Origin of the sequence: Micromonospora sp. A3M-1-15 (genome assembly GCF_024213425.1) — a bacterium.
GTDB lineage: Bacteria > Actinomycetota > Actinomycetes > Mycobacteriales > Micromonosporaceae > Micromonospora > Micromonospora chersina.
On record NZ_JANAVK010000004.1, the window covers coordinates 677304 to 695999 of the forward strand.

The 18696-nt window shown below is 72.7% G+C and carries 16 protein-coding genes; 8 read left to right on the plus strand and 8 right to left on the minus strand.

Annotated features, from left to right (window positions below):
* Window positions 1–11 precede the first annotated feature (11 nt).
* The 6 genes from pgl to tkt form a co-directional block, all read right to left on the minus strand.
* Complete coding sequence (gene pgl, locus NLX85_RS23600) at window positions 12–782, minus strand: 6-phosphogluconolactonase (RefSeq protein WP_254338569.1); 771 nt, start codon at window positions 780–782, stop codon at window positions 12–14.
* A gap of 78 nt (window positions 783–860) precedes the next feature.
* Window positions 861–1877 (minus strand): glucose-6-phosphate dehydrogenase assembly protein OpcA, encoded by a 1017-nt coding sequence (locus NLX85_RS23605; RefSeq protein ID WP_254338571.1) that lies wholly within the window; start codon window positions 1875–1877, stop codon window positions 861–863.
* 31 nt (window positions 1878–1908) lie between these two features.
* Window positions 1909–3519, minus strand: coding sequence for a glucose-6-phosphate dehydrogenase (gene zwf / locus NLX85_RS23610; protein ID WP_254338573.1), 1611 nt, complete (start codon window positions 3517–3519; stop codon window positions 1909–1911).
* Between the two features lie 2 nt (window positions 3520–3521).
* A complete protein-coding gene (locus NLX85_RS23615; protein WP_254338575.1) occupies window positions 3522–5162 on the minus strand; it encodes a glucose-6-phosphate isomerase in 1641 nt (546 codons plus the stop codon).
* Window positions 5163–5255: 93 nt separating this feature from the next.
* Entirely contained in the window at window positions 5256–6434 is a 1179-nt protein-coding gene (gene tal / locus NLX85_RS23620; RefSeq protein ID WP_254338576.1) for a transaldolase, read from the minus strand.
* Between the two features lie 15 nt (window positions 6435–6449).
* A complete protein-coding gene (gene tkt, locus NLX85_RS23625) occupies window positions 6450–8588 on the minus strand; it encodes a transketolase (protein WP_254338578.1) in 2139 nt (712 codons plus the stop codon).
* Window positions 8589–8853: 265 nt separating this feature from the next.
* On the opposite strand from tkt, the gene NLX85_RS23630 reads away from it, so the two are divergent.
* The 3 genes from NLX85_RS23630 to NLX85_RS23640 all read left to right on the plus strand — a co-directional run bounded on the left by NLX85_RS23630 (window position 8854) and on the right by NLX85_RS23640 (window position 11324).
* Entirely contained in the window at window positions 8854–9813 is a 960-nt protein-coding gene (locus tag NLX85_RS23630; protein ID WP_254338581.1) for a heme o synthase, read from the plus strand.
* A gap of 251 nt (window positions 9814–10064) precedes the next feature.
* Window positions 10065–10397 carry a hypothetical protein gene (locus tag NLX85_RS23635; protein ID WP_254338582.1) on the plus strand — a complete coding sequence of 111 codons (333 nt, stop codon included), beginning with the start codon at window positions 10065–10067 and terminating at the stop codon, window positions 10395–10397.
* A 6-nt stretch (window positions 10398–10403) separates the two neighbouring features.
* Window positions 10404–11324: a RimK family alpha-L-glutamate ligase gene (locus NLX85_RS23640; protein ID WP_254338584.1), complete on the plus strand. Its 921-nt coding sequence runs from the start codon at window positions 10404–10406 to the stop codon at window positions 11322–11324.
* 40 nt (window positions 11325–11364) lie between these two features.
* On the opposite strand, the gene NLX85_RS23645 is transcribed toward NLX85_RS23640, so the two are convergent.
* Both NLX85_RS23645 and NLX85_RS23650 read right to left on the minus strand, forming a co-directional pair.
* Window positions 11365–13032 (minus strand): right-handed parallel beta-helix repeat-containing protein, encoded by a 1668-nt coding sequence (locus NLX85_RS23645; RefSeq protein ID WP_254338586.1) that lies wholly within the window; start codon window positions 13030–13032, stop codon window positions 11365–11367.
* Between the two features lie 112 nt (window positions 13033–13144).
* Window positions 13145–14116 (minus strand): heme A synthase, encoded by a 972-nt coding sequence (locus tag NLX85_RS23650; protein WP_254338588.1) that lies wholly within the window; start codon window positions 14114–14116, stop codon window positions 13145–13147.
* A gap of 98 nt (window positions 14117–14214) precedes the next feature.
* Between NLX85_RS23650 and NLX85_RS23655 the strand changes: the two genes are divergently transcribed.
* From NLX85_RS23655 to sufC, 5 genes are read left to right on the plus strand one after another with little or no spacing between them, the layout of a single operon-like run.
* Window positions 14215–14967: a metalloregulator ArsR/SmtB family transcription factor gene (locus NLX85_RS23655; RefSeq protein WP_254338589.1), complete on the plus strand. Its 753-nt coding sequence runs from the start codon at window positions 14215–14217 to the stop codon at window positions 14965–14967.
* Window positions 14964–16394, plus strand: coding sequence for a Fe-S cluster assembly protein SufB (sufB, locus tag NLX85_RS23660; RefSeq protein ID WP_107075697.1), 1431 nt, complete (start codon window positions 14964–14966; stop codon window positions 16392–16394). The genes NLX85_RS23655 and sufB overlap by 4 nt, the downstream gene beginning before the upstream one ends.
* Before the next feature lie 56 nt (window positions 16395–16450).
* Entirely contained in the window at window positions 16451–17593 is a 1143-nt protein-coding gene (gene sufD / locus NLX85_RS23665) for a Fe-S cluster assembly protein SufD (RefSeq protein ID WP_254338591.1), read from the plus strand.
* Window positions 17593–17919 (plus strand): non-heme iron oxygenase ferredoxin subunit, encoded by a 327-nt coding sequence (locus tag NLX85_RS23670; RefSeq protein WP_254338593.1) that lies wholly within the window; start codon window positions 17593–17595, stop codon window positions 17917–17919. The genes sufD and NLX85_RS23670 overlap by 1 nt, the downstream gene beginning before the upstream one ends.
* Window positions 17919–18692, plus strand: a complete 774-nt coding sequence (sufC, locus tag NLX85_RS23675; RefSeq protein WP_254338595.1) for a Fe-S cluster assembly ATPase SufC — start codon at window positions 17919–17921, stop codon at window positions 18690–18692. Before NLX85_RS23670 ends, sufC begins: the two co-directional genes overlap by 1 nt.
* Window positions 18693–18696: the final 4 nt, after the last annotated feature.

Consider the following 18696-nt stretch of genomic DNA (forward strand, 5'->3'; position numbering starts at 1 on the left):
TCCGCCGTCGTTCAGCGCAGGCTGCGCAGGCGGGGCGGCACGTCGGCCGCCGCCGCCCGGTCCAGCAGCCAGAGGGTACGGGACACCCCGCGCACCCCGGCCGCCGGCAGCTGCACCGGCCCGGCCCCGGCGAGGGCCATCCCCACCGCCCGCGCCTTGTCCGCCCCGGCGGCCACCAGCCAGACCTCCTCGGCCGTGTTGATCGCCGGCAGGGTCAGCGTGGTCCGCACGGGTGGCGGCTTGGGGCTGCCGCGCACCGCGCTGACCGGGCGGTTGTCATGGTGCACCGGGTGCTCGGGGAAGACCGAGGCCACGTGCCCGTCCTCGCCGACACCGAGCATCAGCACGTCGAAGTGGGGGAGGGCGGCGGTCCCCGGCCGGGCGGCCCGGGCCAGCTCCTGCGCGTACCCGGCGGCGGCCGCCTCCGGGTCGTTGCCGGCCGGCCCGTCCGAGGCCGGCATCGGGTGGATGCGGGCCGGGTCCAGCGGGACCACGTCCAGCAGCGCCGCACGGGCCTGGGTCTCGTTGCGCTCCGGGTCACCGGCGGGCAGGAACCGCTCGTCGCCCCACCAGACGTCGACCCGGGACCAGTCGACGGCGTCGCGGGCCGGCAGCTGGGCCACCGCCCGGTAGACCGCCGCGGCGATCCGCCCGCCGGTCAGCACCACCGACGCCTGGCCCCGCTCGGCCTGCGCGTCGAGCAGCTTCACCACCAGCCGGGCCGCCACCGCCTGCGCCAGCAGGTCGGGGTCGGCGTGTACGGCGACACTCGCCTCACTCATCCATCGCGCCTTCGTGTTCCGACCGCCCCACGGCGGTCACCTGTGCTGTCCGACCGCCGAGCGGTCCGTGCGCTCGACTCACTCGTTGGCGGTCGCGCCGGCGTGCGCGGTGACCCCGGCCTCGGCCCGCTGGGCGGTCGCCGGATCCTTCCACACGTGCACCCGCTGGGCGGGCCGCTGGTCGAGCCCCGTCAGCCCGGCGGTCGCGCCGAGCGTCTCGGCGTAGACCTGGTCGGCGTCGAGCCGGCGTAGCTCCTCGGCCAGCTCGTCGCCGAGCGGCCGGCGGACCAGCGGCAGCGTCCGGTCCTCCTGCCCGGTACGCCGGAAGATGGCCACGCTGTCGTCCCGGGTCAGCGTCAGCCGGTCGCCGTTGGCGCAGCGCAGCTGCACCTCGCGCATCCGGGGGAACTCGCCGGTGTGCTCCCACACCGGGTCGATGCCGAGCCGGGCGGCCAGCCAGCCGCGCATGAGCGCCGCCGTCGGGTCGGTCCGCGGCGCCACCACGGTCGCCTCGGTGACCCGGGCCTGGGTGGTGTCGAACGCCCCGGCGACCAGGGTGCGCCACGGGGTGATCCGGGTCCAGGCCAGGTCGGTGTCGCCCGGGGCGTAGTCTGCGGCCCGCTGCCGCAGCGCGGCGATCGGGTCGGCGGCCTGCGCCGAGTCGGTGATCCGCCGGTCGGCCACCACGCCGAGGAAGTCGGTGGCGATCTCCTCCGGCGGCTCGCCGTGCCACCAGGTCACCACCGGCACGTCCGGCACCAGCAGCGGCATGACCACCGACTCGGCGTGCAGCGCGAGCCGGCCGTACATCCGGGTCACCACGGCCTCGCACGGGCCGAGCCGGCCGCCGACGACGATCTCCGCGTCCAGCCGGTTGCGCTCCCGTTCGACGTCGGAGCGGACCACCACGAGCAGCCGGCACGGGTGGGCGGCGGCCGCGATGGTCGCCGCCGCCTCGGCCTCCCGGACCCGCTTCTCGTCGACCACCACGATCAGCGTGAGCGCCATGCCGCTGGCCACCCCGCCCGCGCTGCGCCGCTCGGCGGCGAGCGCCTTGACCACCTCGTTGCCGGTGGTGTCCCACAAGCCGATCAACGGAACCTCCTGGTTCGCTCGCAGTGCTCGCTCACGCTCTCCGCCAGGACCGGCCCTCGCGGGCCAGCATCTCGTCGGCGGCCCGGGGGCCCCACTCGCCGGCCCGGTACGGCTCCGGCTTCGTGCCCGCCCAGGCGTGCTCCAGCGGGTCCACCACCTGCCAGCTCTGCTCGACCTCGGCGGCGTCCGGGAACAGCGTCCGGTCGCCGATCAGCACGTCCAGCACGAGCCGCTCGTACGCCTCGGGGCTGGACTCGGTGAACGCCTCGCCGTACTGGAAGTCCATCGCGATGTCGCGGACCTCCATGGTGGTGCCCGGCACCTTGGAGCCGAACTTCAGCACCACGCCCTCGTCCGGCTGGACCCGGATGACGAGCTGGTTGGGGCCGAGCGACTCCATGTCGGCCTGGTCGAACGGCAGGTGCGGCGCCTTCTTGAACACGATGGCGACCTCGGTGACCCGCCGGGGCAGCCGCTTGCCGGCCCGGATGTAGAACGGCACCCCGGCCCAGCGCCGGTTCTGGATGCCGAGCTTCACCGCCACGTACGTCTCGGTGGTGGAGTCCGGCGGGACGCCCTCCTCGTCGAGGTAGCCGACGGCGCGCTCGCCACCCACCCAGCCGGGCAGGTACTGGCCGCGGACGGTGTCCTGGACGACGTCGTGCGGCACCGTGATGGCCTTGAGCACCTTGAGCTTCTCGGTGCGGATCTCGTCGGCGTCGAAGCTGGTCGGCTCCTCCATGGCCACCAGGGCGAGCAGCTGGAGCAGGTGGTTCTGGAGCACGTCCCGGGCGGTGCCGACCGAGTCGTAGAAGGCGGCCCGGCTGCCGATGCCGACGTCCTCGGCCATGGTGATCTGCACCGAGTCGACGTACTTGGAGTTCCACAGCGGCTCGAACAGGTTGTTGGCGAACCGCAGGGCCAGGATGTTCTGGACCGTCTCCTTGCCCAGGTAGTGGTCGATCCGGAACACGTCCTGCCGGGTGAAGACGTCGTCGACCAGGTCGTTGAGCGACTTCGCCGAGGGCAGGTCGTTGCCGAACGGCTTCTCCACCACCACGCGGCGCCAGCCGCCGGACTTGGCGTTGTCGGCCATGCCGGTGCGGGCGAGCTGCTTGAGCACCACGGGGAAGGCCGCCGGGGGGATGGAGAAGTAGAAGGCGGCGTTGCCGGGGATGCCGTGGGTGCCGCGCAGCTCGTCGAGGGTGGCGGCGAGGTGGTCGAAGGCGGCGTCGTCGTCGAACGAGCCGCCGACGAACTTGATGTTGCCGGCGAGCCGGGCCCAGACCTCCTCCCGCCACGGGGTGCGGGCGTGCTTCTTGGCCGCGTCGTGGGCCAGCCCCTCGAAGTCGCCGTCGCCCCAGTCCCGCCGGGCGAAGCCCAGGACCACGAAACCGGGCGGCAGCAGCCCCCGGTTCGCCAGGTCGTAGACCGCCGGCAGGAGCTTCTTGCGGGCCAGGTCGCCGGTCACGCCGAAGATCACCAGAGCGCACGGCTCCGGGATCCGTGGCAGCCGGCGGTCCTGAGGATCGCGCAGCGGGTTCCCTGCGCCGTCCTCGGTTCGCGACTGCGGGGCTCGCAGGACCGGCTCACTCCTCGCGCTCACGGTGCCTCCTCGCTCCGCCGATGTCACGTCATTCATCGTCACGTCAGTGTCCGTCCGGCCGCATCCAGTAGCTGGGCGACGCCCGCCGCCCGCTCGGTCAGGTGCAGGCGCAGCACCGGCCGCCCGCGATCGGCGAGGGCCCGCCGGTCGCCAGCGGCCTGGGCCGCCTGAAGGTCTCCGAAGGTGTACGGGCGGCCGGGCACCGGCAGGTCGTCGGTGACCGCGCCGGTCACCTGGAGGTGGCTGCCGGCCCGCGGGCCGCCCTTGTGGTACTGCCCGGTCGAGTGCAGGTGACGCGGCCCCCACCCGAAGGTGACCGGTCGCGGGGTGGCCCGCGCCAGCAGCGGGCGCAGCCCGGCCACCGCCGCGTCGGCCCACCGGTCGAGGTACGCGGACACCGCCAGGTAGCCGTCGTCGCCCAGCCCGTCGAGCAGCCAGCGCAGCGCGCCGGCCAGGTCGGCGGGGGCGCCGGCCGGGGCGTACACCTCGACGGCGCCCTCGGTGGCCGAGGGCGACTCCGCCGGCGGGCCGGCGGCGAGCAGCCGGGCGGTGTGCTCCTTGCTCCCGGCCACGTCCGGCTGGTCGAACGGGTCGACGTCGAGCACCGCGGCGGCGGCAGCGGTGGCGTACTCCCAGGTCAGGAACTGTGCGCCGAGCGGGCCGTTGACCGCCACGTCGGCGGGGCCGGGCGCGACGCCCGGGCCGAGGGCGCCGCCGTAGCTCACGGTCAGCACGCCCGGGCCGGTGGCGCCGGGTGCGTCCGGGGACTCCACCACCACCGGCAGGATGCCCCGGCCGGCCTTGCCGGTGGACTCGGCGAGCAGTTGCTCGACCCAGTCGCCCAGCCCGTCGAGCCCGGTGCCGTCGGACACCAGCGCGACGGTGGCCCGGCCGCTGGTCGCCGCCGCGCCGAGCGCCGCCCCGAGGGCCAGGCCCGGGTTGTCCCGGTCCCGGCCGAGCGCGCCGGCGAGGGCCTCGGCGTCGTCCAGCAGGTCGGCGACCGGCACGCCGGCCAGCGCCGCGGGGGTCAGCCCGAACGCGGTGAGCGCCGCGTAGCGGCCGCCGACCTCCGGGTCGGACTGGATCACCACCACGCCCATCTCGTCGGCGACCGCCTCCAGCGGCGAGCCCGGGTCGGTGACCACGACGAAGTGCCGGGCGGCCTCCGCCTCGGTCAACCCGGCGTCCAGGAACGCCTGGAGGTACGCCCGCCGGACGCTGTCGGTCTCCACCGTGTCGCCCGACTTGCTGGCGACCACCACCACGGTGCGCTCCAGCCGGTCGGCCAGGGCCGCGCGGAGCTGGCCGGGGTCGGTGGTGTCCAGCACGGTCAGCGGCCGGCCGAGGGTCCGGGCGAGCACCTCCGGGGCGAGCGAGGAGCCGCCCATGCCGGCCAGCACCACGTGGTCCAGGTCGGCCAGCTCCTCGGCCAGCTCGGCGAGCTGGGGGAGCAGTTCGCGGCTGCGCGCGTGGGTGTCCAGCCAGCCCAGCCGGGTGCGCGCCGTCGCCTCGGCGTCCGGCCCCCACAGGGTCGGGTCCTTGGCGGCGAGCCGGGCGGGGAGGTCCGCGGCGACCAGCGCGGCCCGCACGGACGCGGGTGCGGACCCGTCGACCGCGTCCGCGCCGTGCACGGCCAGCCCGGCGGCGATGTCCGCCCGGCCGGCCAGCAGGTCGCTCACCTCACCACCCCGTCCTCGTGGCGTGCCCGGTCCCGGGACGCGTGGCGTGGCGCGTCCCGAGGCGCCGCCCCGGGACGCGTCCGGCGCCGTCCGTCACGCGTTGCCCCCGGCCTGTTCGGCGGCCTGCGCGTTGCCCTTCGCGGCCCGGTTGGGCTGCCCGGTGCCCTTGCCCGCCTCGGCGAGGGACTTCTTGACCCCGTCGAGCAGCTCGAGCCAGCTCGCCTCGAACTTCTCCACGCCCTCCCGCTCGAGGGTGTCGATCACGTCGGCCATGTCCACGCCGACCGCCTCCAGGTCGGTGAACACCTTGCGGGCCGCGTCGTACGAGCCGGTGATGGTGTCCTTGCGGGTCTCACCGTGGTCGGCGTAGGCGTGGATGACCGCCTCCGGCATGGTGTTGACCGTGCCGGGCGCGATCAGCTCCTCGACGTAGATGACGTCCCGGTAGTCCGGGTTCTTGGTCGAGGTGGAGGCCCACAGCGGGCGCTGCGGGTGGGCGCCCGCGTCGGCCAGCTTCTTCCACCGGTCGGAGCCGAAGACCTCGCTGTACCGCTCGTACGCCAGCTGGGCGTTGGCGACGGCCGCCTTGCCGCGCAGCGCCTTGGCCTCGTCGGAGCCGAGCTTGTCCAGCCGCTTGTCCACCTCGGTGTCGACCCGGGAGACGAAGAACGAGGCGACCGAGCCGATCTTCGACAGGTCGTGCCCGTTCGCCTTCGCCTGCTCCAGACCGGCCAGGAACGCCTCCATGACCTGCGAGTACCGGTCCAGGCCGAAGATCAGCGTGACGTTCACGCTGATCCCCTCGGCCAGGGTCGCGGTGATCGCCGGCAGGCCCGCCTCGGTGGCGGGGATCTTGATGAACAGGTTCGGCCGGTCGACCAGCCACCAGAGCGCCTTGGCCTCGGCGACGGTCCGGTCGGACTCGTGGGCCAGCCGCGGGTCGACCTCGATCGACACCCGGCCGTCCACCCCGGCGCTCTTGTCGTACGACGGGCGCATCACGTCGCAGGCCCACCGCACGTCGTACGTGGTGAGCATGCGGACCGCCTCTTCGAACTCCAGGCCGCGGGTGGCGAGGTCACGCAGCTGCCAGTTGTACTCGTCGGCGTCGCTCAGCGCCTTCGCGAAGATCGTCGGGTTGGTGGTCACACCGGCCACGTGCTGCTCCCGGCGGAGCTTGTCCAGCCCGCCGGAGCTGAGTCGCACCCGGGAAAGATCGTCGAGCCAGATCGCCACACCAGCGGCCTGGAGCTCGCTCAGCCTGTCCGTCATGCCGTCCCGCTCCCCTCAGTTGCCGGTCGTGAAACCGGTGATGTCGCCCACCCGGGTCAGCGCCGCGTGCGCGGCGGCCACGATCCGGTCGGGGGTGAACCCGAACTGCTCGAAGAGCACGGAGTGCGGCGCGCTCGCCCCGTAGTGCTCCAGGCTCACGCTCTCGCCGCTGTCGCCGACGATCGCCCGCCAGGACATGCCGATGCCCGCCTCCACGCTCACCCGTGCCTTTACCCCGCGCGGCAGGACCGACTCCCGGTACGCCTCGTCCTGCGCGAAGAACCATTCCTGGCAGGGCATGGAGACGACCCGGGTGGGGGTGCCGTCGGCCTCCAGCCGCTCCCGGGCGGTGAGGCAGAGCTGCACCTCGGAGCCGGTGCCCACGATGATCACCTGCGGCTTGCCGCCGGACGCCTCGGCCAGCACGTAGCCGCCCTTCGCGGTGCCCTCGGCGCCGGCCAGGTCGGTGCGGTCGAGGGTCGGCAGCGCCTGCCGGCTGAGCGCCAGCGCGGTGGGCCGGTCGGTGTGCTCCAGGGCCTGCCGCCAGGCCCAGGCGGTCTCGTTGGCGTCGGCCGGGCGGACCACGTCCAGGCCGGGGATGGCGCGCAGCGCGGTCAGGTGCTCCACCGGCTGGTGGGTGGGGCCGTCCTCGCCGAGGCCGATCGAGTCGTGCGTCCAGACGTAGACCACCGGGAGCTTCATCAGCGCGGCGAGCCGGACGGAGGGGCGCATGTAGTCGCTGAACACCAGGAACGTGCCGCCGTACGGGCGGGTGCCGCCGTGCAGGGCGATGCCGTTGAGGATCGCGCCCATGGCGTGCTCGCGGATGCCGAAGTGCAGGGTGCGGCCGTACTCGTCGCCCGGGAAGTCCTTGGTGGCGTGCTCGGCCGGGACGAAGGACGGCTCGCCCTTCATGGTCGTGTTGTTGCTCTCCGCGAGGTCGGCGGAGCCGCCCCACAGCTCGGGCAGCACCGGGGCGAGGGCCTCCAGGACCTTGCCGGAGGCGGCCCGGGTGGCCACGCCCTTGGCGTCGGCCGGGAAGGTCGGCAGCGCGTCGGTCCAGCCCGTCGGCAGGGTGCGGGTCGACATCCGCTCCCACAGCGCCTTGCGCTCCGGGTTGGCCTTCGCCCACGCGTCGAACGTGGTGGTCCACGCCGCCTGCGCCTCGGCGCCCCGATCCATGACCTGGCGGGCGTGCTTGAGCACCTCGTCGTCGACCTCGAAGGTGCGCTCCGGGTCGAAGCCGAGGATCCGCTTGGTGGCCTTCACCTCGTCGCCGCCGAGCGCCGAGCCGTGGATCTTGCCGGTGTTCTGCTTGTTCGGGGCGGGCCAGCCGATGATGGTGCGCAGCGCGATGAAGGAGGGACGGGCGGTCTCCGCCCGGGCGGCCAGCAGCGCCTCGTAGAGGGCTTCCACGTCCTCGTGGTAGTCGCCCTGGTCGGCGTCGCCGCGGCGCCAGTCGACCGTCTGGACGTGCCAGCCGTACGCCTCGTAGCGGGCGGCCACGTCCTCGCTCTTGGCGATCCGGGTGTCGTCCTCGATCGAGATCTCGTTGTCGTCGTAGATCACGCAGAGGTTGCCGAGCTGCTGGTGGCCGGCGAGGGAGCTCACCTCGTGGCTGATGCCCTCCTCGATGTCACCGTCCGAGGCGATGCACCAGATGTCGTGGCGGAACGGGGAGTCGGCGCGGTCCGGCTCCGGGTCGAACAGGCCGCGCTCGCGGCGCGCCGCCATCGCCATGCCGACCGCGTTGCCGAGGCCCTGGCCGAGGGGGCCGGTGGTGGTCTCCACGCCCGGGGTGTGGCCGTGCTCCGGGTGGCCCGGGGTGAGCGAGTCCCACTGGCGCAGCGCCTTGAGGTCGTCCAGGGCCAGCGGGTAGCCGGAGAGGAAGAGCTGGATGTAGAGGGTCAGGCTGGAGTGCCCGGCGGACAGCACGAACCGGTCCCGGCCGGGCCAGTTCGGGTCGGCCGGGTTGTGGCGCATGACCCGGTTGAAGAGCAGGTACGCCGCCGGGGCGAGGCTCATGGCCGTGCCCGGGTGGCCGTTGCCGGATTTCTCCACGGCGTCCATGGCCAGCACGCGGACCGTGTCGACGGCCCTGCGGTCGAGGTCGGACCAGTTGAGAGCGGGAAGCTCGGGTCGGTTGGCAGCCACGATGGTTGTGCTCCTCGGCAGATGGGCGGAACCCTCACTGATGACCCTATCGAGCGGCCCTAAACGTCCGCCCGGGGATCTCTGCATGCTCTTCTGTACGTGTCCGACGGGATCGGTCGTTCACCTCGGGATGTGACGGCCCGCACCGTTGCCGGGTCTCCGGGGCAGCCAAAACGACGACGCGTAGTGTGTGGGGCGGTGTGTGGACCCCGAGGGGTCCGGGCCGACCCCGACCTCCCCTGCCGAAGCCGGAAGGTGGCAATCCGTGAGCATGATCACCGAGCGCCCCGTCAGCGACTCTGCCGGGCAGCCGCCGGTGCGCACGGTGACGGAGGTGTCGGCGACCGGTCGGCGGGACGTACGGGCCGTGGTGGCCGCGTACGTGGCGCTCACCAAGCCCCGGATCGTCGAGCTGCTGCTGGTCACCACCGTGCCGGCGATGATGCTGGCCGACGGCGGCCTGCCGTCGCTCTGGCTGGTGGCCGTGGTGCTGGTCGGCGGCTCGCTCGCCGCCGGCGCGGCCAGCGTGCTCAACTGCTACATCGACCGGGACATCGACCAGTTGATGCGGCGCACCAAGCGCCGGCCGCTGCCGGCGCACACCGTGTCGCCGCGCAGCGCGCTGGTCTTCGGCCTGGTCCTCGCCGCGGTCTCGGTGGCGCTGATGGCCGTCACCACCAACTGGCTGGCGGCCGGGCTGACACTGGCCGCGATCGCCTACTACGACCTGGTCTACACGCTCTGGCTGAAGCGCACCACGGCCGCCAACACCTTCTGGGGCGGCGCCTGCGGGGCCGCGCCGGTGCTGATCGGCTGGGCGGCGGTCACCGGCTCCCTCGCTCCGGCCGCGTGGGGCCTGTTCGCGGTGGTGTTCTTCTGGCAGATGCCGCACTTCTACGCGTTGGCCATCAAGTACAAGGCCGACTACGCCCGGGCCGGCATCCCGATGCTGCCGGTGGTGGCCTCGGTCCGCCGGGTCAACGCGGAGATCATCCTCTTCTCCTGGCTGACCCTGCTCTCGTCGCTGGCCGTGTGGCCGCTCGGGATGAGCCCCATCTACGGGGTCACCGCGCTGGTGGTCGGCGGCATCTTCGTCGTCGAGGCGCACAAGCTCTGCCGGCGGGCGGCGCGGGGTGAGGCGGTCAAGCCGATGCGGCTGTTCCACTGGTCCACCACCTACCTCACGATCCTCTTCGCGGCCGTCGCCCTCGACGCCCTGCTCTAGTGCGTGATCGGCACTGACCGGAGTGGATGCTTTCCCGCCTGTGCGGGATTTCATCAGAATTTTTTTCGGCCTGAGTCGGACGGGCTCAACCCGGACAGACTGTGACGATCTTCCCCGCCCGGTTTGCCCGTGCATAGGCGATATGTCCGGGCAAATTACCTGTGGTCTTCCTTAAACCAGTAGGTAATTGGCATCACATTCAGTTCATCGTTCTCGCACATCCGGGTGGATGTCTGCTTAGGCTTCGCGTCATGGCAGATGGTTCCGATACGACGCTCACGGCTGACAAGACCTCCGAGCAGGCCCCCAACGGCCTGGTCGCCGGCATCAAGTCGTTCGCCGCCGGACACGGCGGGGCCAAGGCGGTCATCGAGTACGTCGGCAAGCGCGGCGCACGCATCGTCCTCGTGGGTTCCGACGGGGCGTGGGCCGACCAGTTCGCCGACGGCACCGACGTCGCGCGGCAGGCCTGCGCCACCGCAGGGGTCGACGTCGAGAACGCCTGGGAGCGTGAGCTGATGGACCAGATGCGTCCGAGCAACGACCTCTGGCGGTCGATGGCCCGGCGCACGATGGCCCGTTGACATAAATTGACCAACCACCACCAGCCGACCCGGGGGGAACCCCGGGTCGCTCTCGTCACCTGCACGGCCCTGCCCGACCTCGACCCGGACGACCGGCTCGCGCTCGCCCCGCTCGCCGCCCGCGGCGTCGCCGCCGAGGCGGTGGTCTGGGACGACCCGGCCGTGGACTGGTCCGGCTACGACCTGGTCGTGCTCCGCTCGCCCTGGGACTACGCGTTGCGCCGCGACGAGTTCGTCGCCTGGGCGCGCACCGTGCCGACCCTGGTCAACCCGGCCGACGTGGTCGCCTGGAACACCGACAAGCGCTACCTGGCCGAGCTGTCCGCGGCCGGCGTGCCCACGGTGCCGACCGCCTGGGTCGAGCCGGGCGCGGACTGGCGCCCGCCCGTCGACACCGGCGAGTACGTGATCAAGCCGGCGGTCAGCGCCGGCAGCCAGGACACCGGCCGGTACGACCTGGCCGACCCGGAGCACCGGGAGCTGGCCGTGGCGCACGTCCGGCGGCTCTCCGCCGCCGGCCGGGTCACCATGGTGCAGCCGTACCTCCGCGGGGTGGACAGCGACGGGGAGACCGCGCTGCTCTTCCTGGCCGGGCCCGACGGCCTGGCGTTCAGCCACGCGATCCGCAAGGGGCCGATGCTGACCGGCCCCGACCGCGGCGTGGCCGAGCTCTACAAGGAGGAGCGGATCGACGCCCGGACGGCCACCCCGGAGCAGCTCGACACGGCGGAGAAGACCCTGGCGGTCGTGCCCGGCGGCACCGACCGGCTGCTCTACGCCCGGGTGGACGTCATCCCCGGCCCGGACGGGGCGCCCGTCCTGGTCGAGCTGGAGCTGACCGAGCCGAGCCTCTTCGTCGGGCACGCCGACGGCGCCCCGGACCGGCTCGCCGAGGCGGTCACCACCCACCTGGCCCGGCGGTCCTGACCCGCGCTCCGGCCCGCGCCCGAGCGGGCCGGAGCCGGTGTCACTCCCCGTCGTGGTGGTTGCGGTCCCAGCGGCCGCCGATCGGCGGGGTGTCCAGCCGTACGGCGGCCTCGTTCCCGGCGAAGTCGTTGTCCTCCACCCGGCACGAGACGCAACTGCCCGCGCCGGTGACCCAGAACCCGTAGGTCTGGGTGTGCTCGTCCCGGTGCCAGATGCGGTTGCCCCGCAGGGTGGCCGAGTCGAACGGGGCGTTGACCGCGATCCCGGCGCGCTCCGGCGGCCCGGCCGGCAGCTCGTACGGCGTGCCGGGCGCCGGGGTGGCCTCGTTCCAGCCGGTGGCGCCGTCGGGCCGCACCTCGGCCAGGGACAGCTCCGTGCCGGTGTTGTCGGCCACCACCGCGGTCCGCGAGTCGACGTGCACGACCTTGCCCCGGTGGCCGCCGGGCGGCCAGTCCGCCGCCCCGTCGGTGACCCGGCGCGGGGCGTACCGCACGGTCGCGCCGGAACCGCGGCATTCCGGCGCGGACCGGCGCCCGTTGTCCCGGATCCGGTTGCCCACCACCGCGGCGTCGATCATCGGCCGGTCGATTCGGATCCCGTCCAGCGCGTTCTCCCAGATGTCGTTGCCCTCGATCACCACGTCCGCCGCCGCGCCCCGGTACCCGTGGCCCAGGTCGTGCTCGTGGTGGCCGTAGCCGCCGTTGCGGCTGATCCGGTTGCCCCGGATCGCGTACGGGCCGGGGGTGTTGCCCATGCTGATCCCGTCGCCCACGTTGCGGTCGATCACGCAGTCGGTGAGCAGCCCGCCGCGCCCGGCGACCCCGGCCGTGCCGTTGGCCGAGACGTCGAAGCCCGCCTCCAAGTTGTTCGTCAGCGTGCAGGCCGAGACGACCAGCCCGTCGGCGCCCCAGTCGGAGATGCCGAACCGGTTGGCCTGGCTGTGGCACCCGACGATGCGGAAGCCGCGCGGCGGGGCCCAGTAGTCCTTCTGCAGCTCCAGGAAGATCCCGTTGGTCCCGTTGCCGAGGGTGGTGCAGTTGGCGATGGTGAGCCGCTCCACGTCGCCCCAGCCGCCGATGCCGACGCCGATGCCCGCGCCGCCCATCTGCTCGCCGTTGTCCAGCCGGCCGCAGCCCACCACGACCACCCCGTCGATCAGGCTGTCCTGGAGGAAGTCGCAGCCCAGACCGGTCGCCCCGGTGTGGTGGATGTACAGGTTGCGGAACACGCCGCGCACCACGTACTGGAGTCCGAGGCCCTTGGCGAGGTAGTTGTACCGGGCCATGCCGACGCCGGAACCGTCGATCTCGAAGTCGGCGAAGGTGCAGTCGGCGATGTGCCGGTCCCGGTCCGCGCCGTGCTGCACGGTGGTCCAGTACGCCAGCGGGACGGGATCGTCCCGGTTGCCCTCGTTGCTGAGCAGGAACCGGGTCGCCGCCGATCCCGCACCGATCAGCGAGACGCCGCTGCGCCAGACGGTGCCGGCGTCCCGGATCGAGTAGATGCCGGGCGGGCAGTAGATCACCCGCGCCCGGCCGTCGGCGTCGTACCCCTCACCCAGCCGGTCCACCAGGGCGGCCAGCGCCGGCTGGTCGTTGGTCACGCCGTCGCCGGTGAGCCCGAACTCGTGGGCGTCGCACCACAGCGGCGCGCCGGCCACCGGCGTGAGCCGCTGCGGGACGGTCGTGGCCAGGCCCTTGCGCGACACCGGCGGCTCCCCTCGGGCGGACGGTCCGTGGCCCGGACTGCTTTCCCGCTGCCGGCGAGGCATAACGCCGGTCGCGCCTCGGGGGCCGGCTACCGGCCCGCCCGACCGGGCCTCAGGCGGCGGCGGTGACCGGCTGGTCGGCCGGGGTGGTGGCGGTGGCCGGGGCCGGCGGGGCGGCCGGACGCCGCTCCCGGGTGGCCCAGAGCACGCCCAGGGTGGCCAGCAGCACCAGGCAGGAGCCGAGCATGTGCGCGGCGACCAGCACCGCGGGCAGGTGGGTGAAGTACTGCACGAAGCCGATCAGGCCCTGGCCCAGCTCGACCGCGACCAGCACCCCGGCCGCCCGGGCGGGCCGGGCGGCGCCCACCGCGCGGAACGCGAAGAGCAGCGCCACCGAGAGGCCGATGAGCAGGAACACCCCGTCGGCGTGCACCTGGGAGATCGCCTCCGGGTCCAGGCCGTTGCGGGCCGCGCCCTGGTCGCCGGCGTGCGGCCCGCTGCCGGTCACCCAGGTGCCGACCACGAGCACGGCCGCGCTGACCACGGTGGTGAGCAGCGCGAGGGTACGCAGCGGCGCCGGCACGGTCGGGTGGACCGGCCCGTCCGGCTCGACGGTGCGCCGCCAGAGGGCGTACGCGGCGGCGATCACCACCATCGAGGCGAGGAAGTGCAGCCCGACCACCCACGGGTTGAGGTTGGTGAGCACGGTGACGCCGCCGATCACGGCCTGGGCGGGGATGCCGAACAGCACGCCGATCGCCAGGGGCAGCAGCCCGCGCGCGCGGGTCCGCTGGGCCAGCACGGCGAGCACCACGGCCAGCGCGATGATCCCCACCGCGAAGGTGAGCAGCCGGTTGCCGAACTCGATCACCCCGTGCACGCCCATCTCGGCCGTCGTGTGGTACGACTCGTCGGTGCACCGGGGCCAGGTGGGGCAGCCGAGACCGGACGCGGTGAGCCGGACGGCCCCGCCGGTGACCACGATCGCCACGTTCGCGATGATCGAGGTGTACGCGAGGCGACGCAGCAGCGTGGGGGAGACCGGGAACCGGACGGAAGCCTTCACGGAGCGAATCCTACGCACCGTAGTGGATCCCGATCGGGTGACTCCGCCGCACCGGTGGTCGGGATCACCGGACCCCGGGTTTGCGGCCCTCCGGCGAATTACGTAACGTTGGCGTTGTGAAAAACGCGGCGGCGCTCTCCGGGCACCAGCCGGCGGCCGGCCCGGCTGTCGGCGCTTCCGCGTCCACCGATCTTTCCACCCGCGACCGGGTCACCCAGCTGCTGCTGGAGCGGGGCGCGACCACCGCGGCCCAGCTCGGCTCGGCGCTCGGGCTCAGCCCGGCCGCGATCCGCCGGCACCTCGACGCGATGCTCGCCGACGGCGACGTGGAGGCCCGCGAGCAGGTAGTCCGGGGCAGCCGGGGCCGGGGCCGACCGGCCAAGGTCTTCGTGCTCACCGAGGCGGCCCGCGTCCGCTGCGGCACCCACCACTACGACAACATCGCCACGGCCGCGCTGCGCTGGATCGCCCGCACCGGCGGCTCGCACGCCGTCGAGGCGTTCGCCACCGAGCAGGTGACCGCCCTGGAGGAGCGCTGCCGCGCCGCCATGGAGGACGCCGGCGACGACCCCCTCGCCCGGGCGGAGGCGCTCGCGGGGGCGCTGACGGCCGAGGGTTACGCTGCCAACGCGTCCACGATCGCCTCCGGCGGCCAGCTGTGCCAGCACCACTGCCCGGTGGCGCACGTGGCCGCCGAGTTCCCCCAGCTGTGCGAGGCCGAGACCGCGGTGATCTCCCGTCTGGTCGGCACCCACGTGCAGCGCCTGGCCACCATCGCGCACGGCGACGGGGTGTGCACCACGCACATCCCCACCCAGCCGCGTGCCCAGTCCGGTAACACCGTCACCACTGTGAGGACAGATAGATGACCGAGCAGATCGTCCAGCCCCTGACCCAGGAGGAGCAGCTCGCCGCCCTCGGTCGCTACGAGTACGGCTGGGCCGACCCCGACGTCGCGGGGGCGGCCGCCCAGCGCGGCCTCAACGAGGCGGTGGTGCGGGACATCTCGGCCAAGAAGAACGAGCCGGCCTGGATGCTCGACCTGCGCCTGAAGGGCCTGCGGCTGTTCGGCCGCAAGCCGATGCCGGCCTGGGGCGCGGACCTCACCGGGATCGACTTCGACAACATCAAGTACTTCGTGCGGTCCACCGAGAAGCAGGCCACCAGCTGGGAGGACCTGCCCGAGGACATCAAGAACACCTACGACCGGCTGGGCATCCCCGAGGCGGAGAAGCAGCGGCTGGTCGCCGGTGTCGCGGCGCAGTACGAGTCCGAGGTCGTCTACCACAAGATCCGTGAGGACCTCGAGGAGCAGGGTGTCATCTTCCTGGACACCGACACCGCGCTGCGCGAGCACGAGGACATCTTCAAGGAGTACTTCGGCACGGTGATCCCGGTCGGCGACAACAAGTTCGCCGCGCTGAACACCTCCGTCTGGTCCGGTGGCTCGTTCATCTACGTGCCGAAGGGCGTGCACGTGGAGATCCCGCTGCAGGCCTACTTCCGGATCAACACGGAGAACATGGGCCAGTTCGAGCGGACGCTGATCATCGTCGACGAGGGCGCGTACGTGCACTACGTCGAGGGCTGCACCGCGCCCCTCTACTCCTCGGACTCGCTGCACAGCGCGGTCGTGGAGATCATCGTCAAGAAGAACGCCCGGTGCCGCTACACGACCATCCAGAACTGGTCGAACAACGTCTACAACCTGGTCACCAAGCGCGCCGTCTGCCACGAGGGCGCGACCATGGAGTGGGTCGACGGCAACATCGGCTCCAAGGTGACCATGAAGTACCCGGCGGTCTACATGACCGGCGAGCACGCCAAGGGCGAGGTGCTCTCGGTGGCCATGGCCGGCGAGGGGCAGCACCAGGACGCGGGCGCCAAGATGGTGCACGCCGCGCCGCACACCTCCTCGACCATCGTGTCGAAGTCGATCGCCCGGGGCGGCGGCCGCACCTCCTACCGGGGCCTGGTGCAGGTGCTGGAGGGCTCGCACAGCAGCCGCAGCACGGTCAAGTGCGACGCGCTGCTGGTCGACACCATCTCCCGTTCCGACACCTACCCCTACGTCGACATCCGCGAGGACGACGTGTCGATGGGGCACGAGGCGACCGTCTCCAAGATCAGCGACGACCAGCTCTTCTACCTGATGAGCCGGGGCCTGAGCGAGGACGAGGCGATGGCGATGATCGTGCGCGGCTTCATCGAGCCGATCGCCAAGGAGCTCCCGATGGAGTACGCCCTGGAGCTCAACCGCCTGATCGAGCTCCAGATGGAGGGCGCGGTCGGCTGATCCGCCGGCCGCTCGCCCAGCATCAGACAACGTCGTCAGAACAGACCAAGGAAGAGATGACTACCCAGGCTTCCGCGCCGCCCGCGACCAAGTCGCAGGCGCTCCGCTCGTACGACGTCGCCGACTTCCCGGCCCTCACGGGCCTGGAGGAGGAGTGGCGCTTCACCCCGCTCAAGCGCCTCCGTGGCCTGGCCGGTGGCGCGCAGGCCGCCACCGGCACGGTCCGCCACGAGCACGGCGACCTGCCCGAGGGCGTCACCGTCGGCCGGATCGGCAAGGACGACCCGCGGGTGGGCAGCGTGCTCACCCCGTTCGACCGGGTCAGCGCGCTGGCGTACGGCGGGGTCGACGAGGCCCTGCTGGTGCAGGTCGCCCGGGACGCCGTTGTCGGGGCCCCGGTGAGCCTGCGGGTGGTCGGTCAGGGCGCGGACGCGCTCGCCCTGGCCCACACCTTCGTCGAGGTGGGCCGGTTCGCCGAGGTGACCCTGGTGCTGGAGCACGTCGGGTCCGCCACCCTGGCCGACAACGTCGAGGTGGCGGTGGCCGACGGCGCGAAGCTGACCCTGGTCACGGTCGCCGACTGGGCCGACGACGCGGTGCAGGCGCAGCACCTCAGGGTGAAGCTGGGCCGCGACGCCAAGGTGGTGCACGTCCAGGTGAGCCTCGGCGGCGACCTGGTCCGGCAGTACACCTCGGTGGAGTACACCCAGCGCGGCGGCGAGGCCGAGCTGTACGGCGTCTACTTCGCCGACTCCGGGCAGCACCTGGAGCACCGCCAGCTGGTCGACCACACGGTGCCGGACTGCCGCAGCTACGTCGGCTACCGGGGCGCCCTCCAGGGCGAGAGCGCGCACACCATCTGGGTGGGTGACGTGCTGATCCGGGCCGAGGCGACCGGCACCGACACCTACGAGATCAACCGGAACCTGCTGCTCACCGACGGGGCCCGGGCGGACTCGGTGCCGAACCTGGAGATCGAGACCGGCGAGATCGCCGGCGCCGGGCACGCGAGCGCGACCGGGCGGTTCGACGACGAGCAGCTCTTCTACCTGATGGCCCGGGGCATCCCGGAGGGCGAGGCCCGCCGCCTGGTGGTCCGCGGCTTCTTCGCCGAGCTGATCAACAAGATCCCGGTCGAGGAGCTGCGCGAGCGGCTCGGCGACGCGATCGAGGCCCGCCTCACCAAGGCCGGCGCCTGATGATCAGGATCTGCTCCACCGAGGACGTGTCGAAGGGCACCGCGATCAGCGCCGACGTCGACGGCACGCAGATCGCCGTCGTGCACGGCGAGGACGACAACTTCTACGCCGTGTACGACGAGTGCTCGCACGCCGCGGTGGCCCTCTCCGAGGGCGAGGTCGACGGCTGCACGCTGGAATGCTGGCTGCACGGATCCCGTTTCGACCTACGGACCGGCGAGCCCACCGGGCTGCCCGCGACCGAACCCGTTCCCGTCTACCCCGTCGAAGTCCGCGACGGCGACATCTACGTCAGCCTGACGCCGAGCAATGGAGTGACCCGATAATGAGCACCCTGGAGATCCGCGACCTGAAGGTGTCGGTCAAGCTGCCCGAGGGTGAGCTCAAGCCGATCCTGGCCGGTGTCGACCTGACCGTGAAGTCGGGCGAGACCCACGCCATCATGGGCCCCAACGGCTCCGGCAAGTCGACCCTGGCGTACTCGATCGCCGGTCACCCCAAGTACGAGATCACCGGCGGCTCGGTGACCCTCGACGGCGAGGACGTGCTGGCCATGTCCGTCGACGAGCGGGCCCGCGCCGGCCTCTTCCTGGCCATGCAGTACCCGGTCGAGGTCCCCGGCGTCTCGGTGGCCAACTTCCTGCGCACCGCCAAGACCGCCATCGACGGCGAGGCGCCGAAGCTGCGCACCTGGGCCGGCGAGCTGCGCGGCGCCATGGAGAAGCTCCAGATGGACCCGGCGTTCGCCCAGCGCAACGTCAACGAGGGCTTCTCCGGCGGCGAGAAGAAGCGGCACGAGATCGTGCAGCTGGAGCTGCTCAAGCCGCGGATTGCCATCCTCGACGAGACCGACTCCGGCCTCGACGTGGACGCGCTGCGCGTGGTCAGCGAGGGCGTCAACCGGGTGCGCGACACCGGTGACACCGGCCTGCTGCTGATCACCCACTACACGCGGATCCTGCGCTACATCAAGCCCGACTTCGTGCACGTCTTCGTGGCCGGCCGGATCGTCGAGCAGGGCGGCCCGGAGCTGGCCGACAAGCTCGAGGAAGAGGGCTACGAGCGGTACGTCGCCGGGGCCGGTTCGGCGCGGGCCTGACCTC

Bases quoted from the DNA above. Each gene is read 5' to 3' on its own strand.
- pgl (WP_254338569.1), bottom strand. From the start codon at position 782: ATGAGTGAGGCGAGTGTCGCCGTACACGCCGACCCCGACCTGCTGGCG.
- sufB (WP_107075697.1), top strand. From the start codon at position 14,964: ATGACCGAGCAGATCGTCCAGCCCCTGACCCAGGAGGAGCAGCTCGCC.
- sufD (WP_254338591.1), top strand. From the start codon at position 16,451: ATGACTACCCAGGCTTCCGCGCCGCCCGCGACCAAGTCGCAGGCGCTC.
- tal (WP_254338576.1), bottom strand. From the start codon at position 6,434: ATGACGGACAGGCTGAGCGAGCTCCAGGCCGCTGGTGTGGCGATCTGG.
- zwf (WP_254338573.1), bottom strand. From the start codon at position 3,519: ATGAATGACGTGACATCGGCGGAGCGAGGAGGCACCGTGAGCGCGAGG.
- NLX85_RS23635 (WP_254338582.1), top strand. From the start codon at position 10,065: ATGGCAGATGGTTCCGATACGACGCTCACGGCTGACAAGACCTCCGAG.
- NLX85_RS23670 (WP_254338593.1), top strand. From the start codon at position 17,593: ATGATCAGGATCTGCTCCACCGAGGACGTGTCGAAGGGCACCGCGATC.
- sufC (WP_254338595.1), top strand. From the start codon at position 17,919: ATGAGCACCCTGGAGATCCGCGACCTGAAGGTGTCGGTCAAGCTGCCC.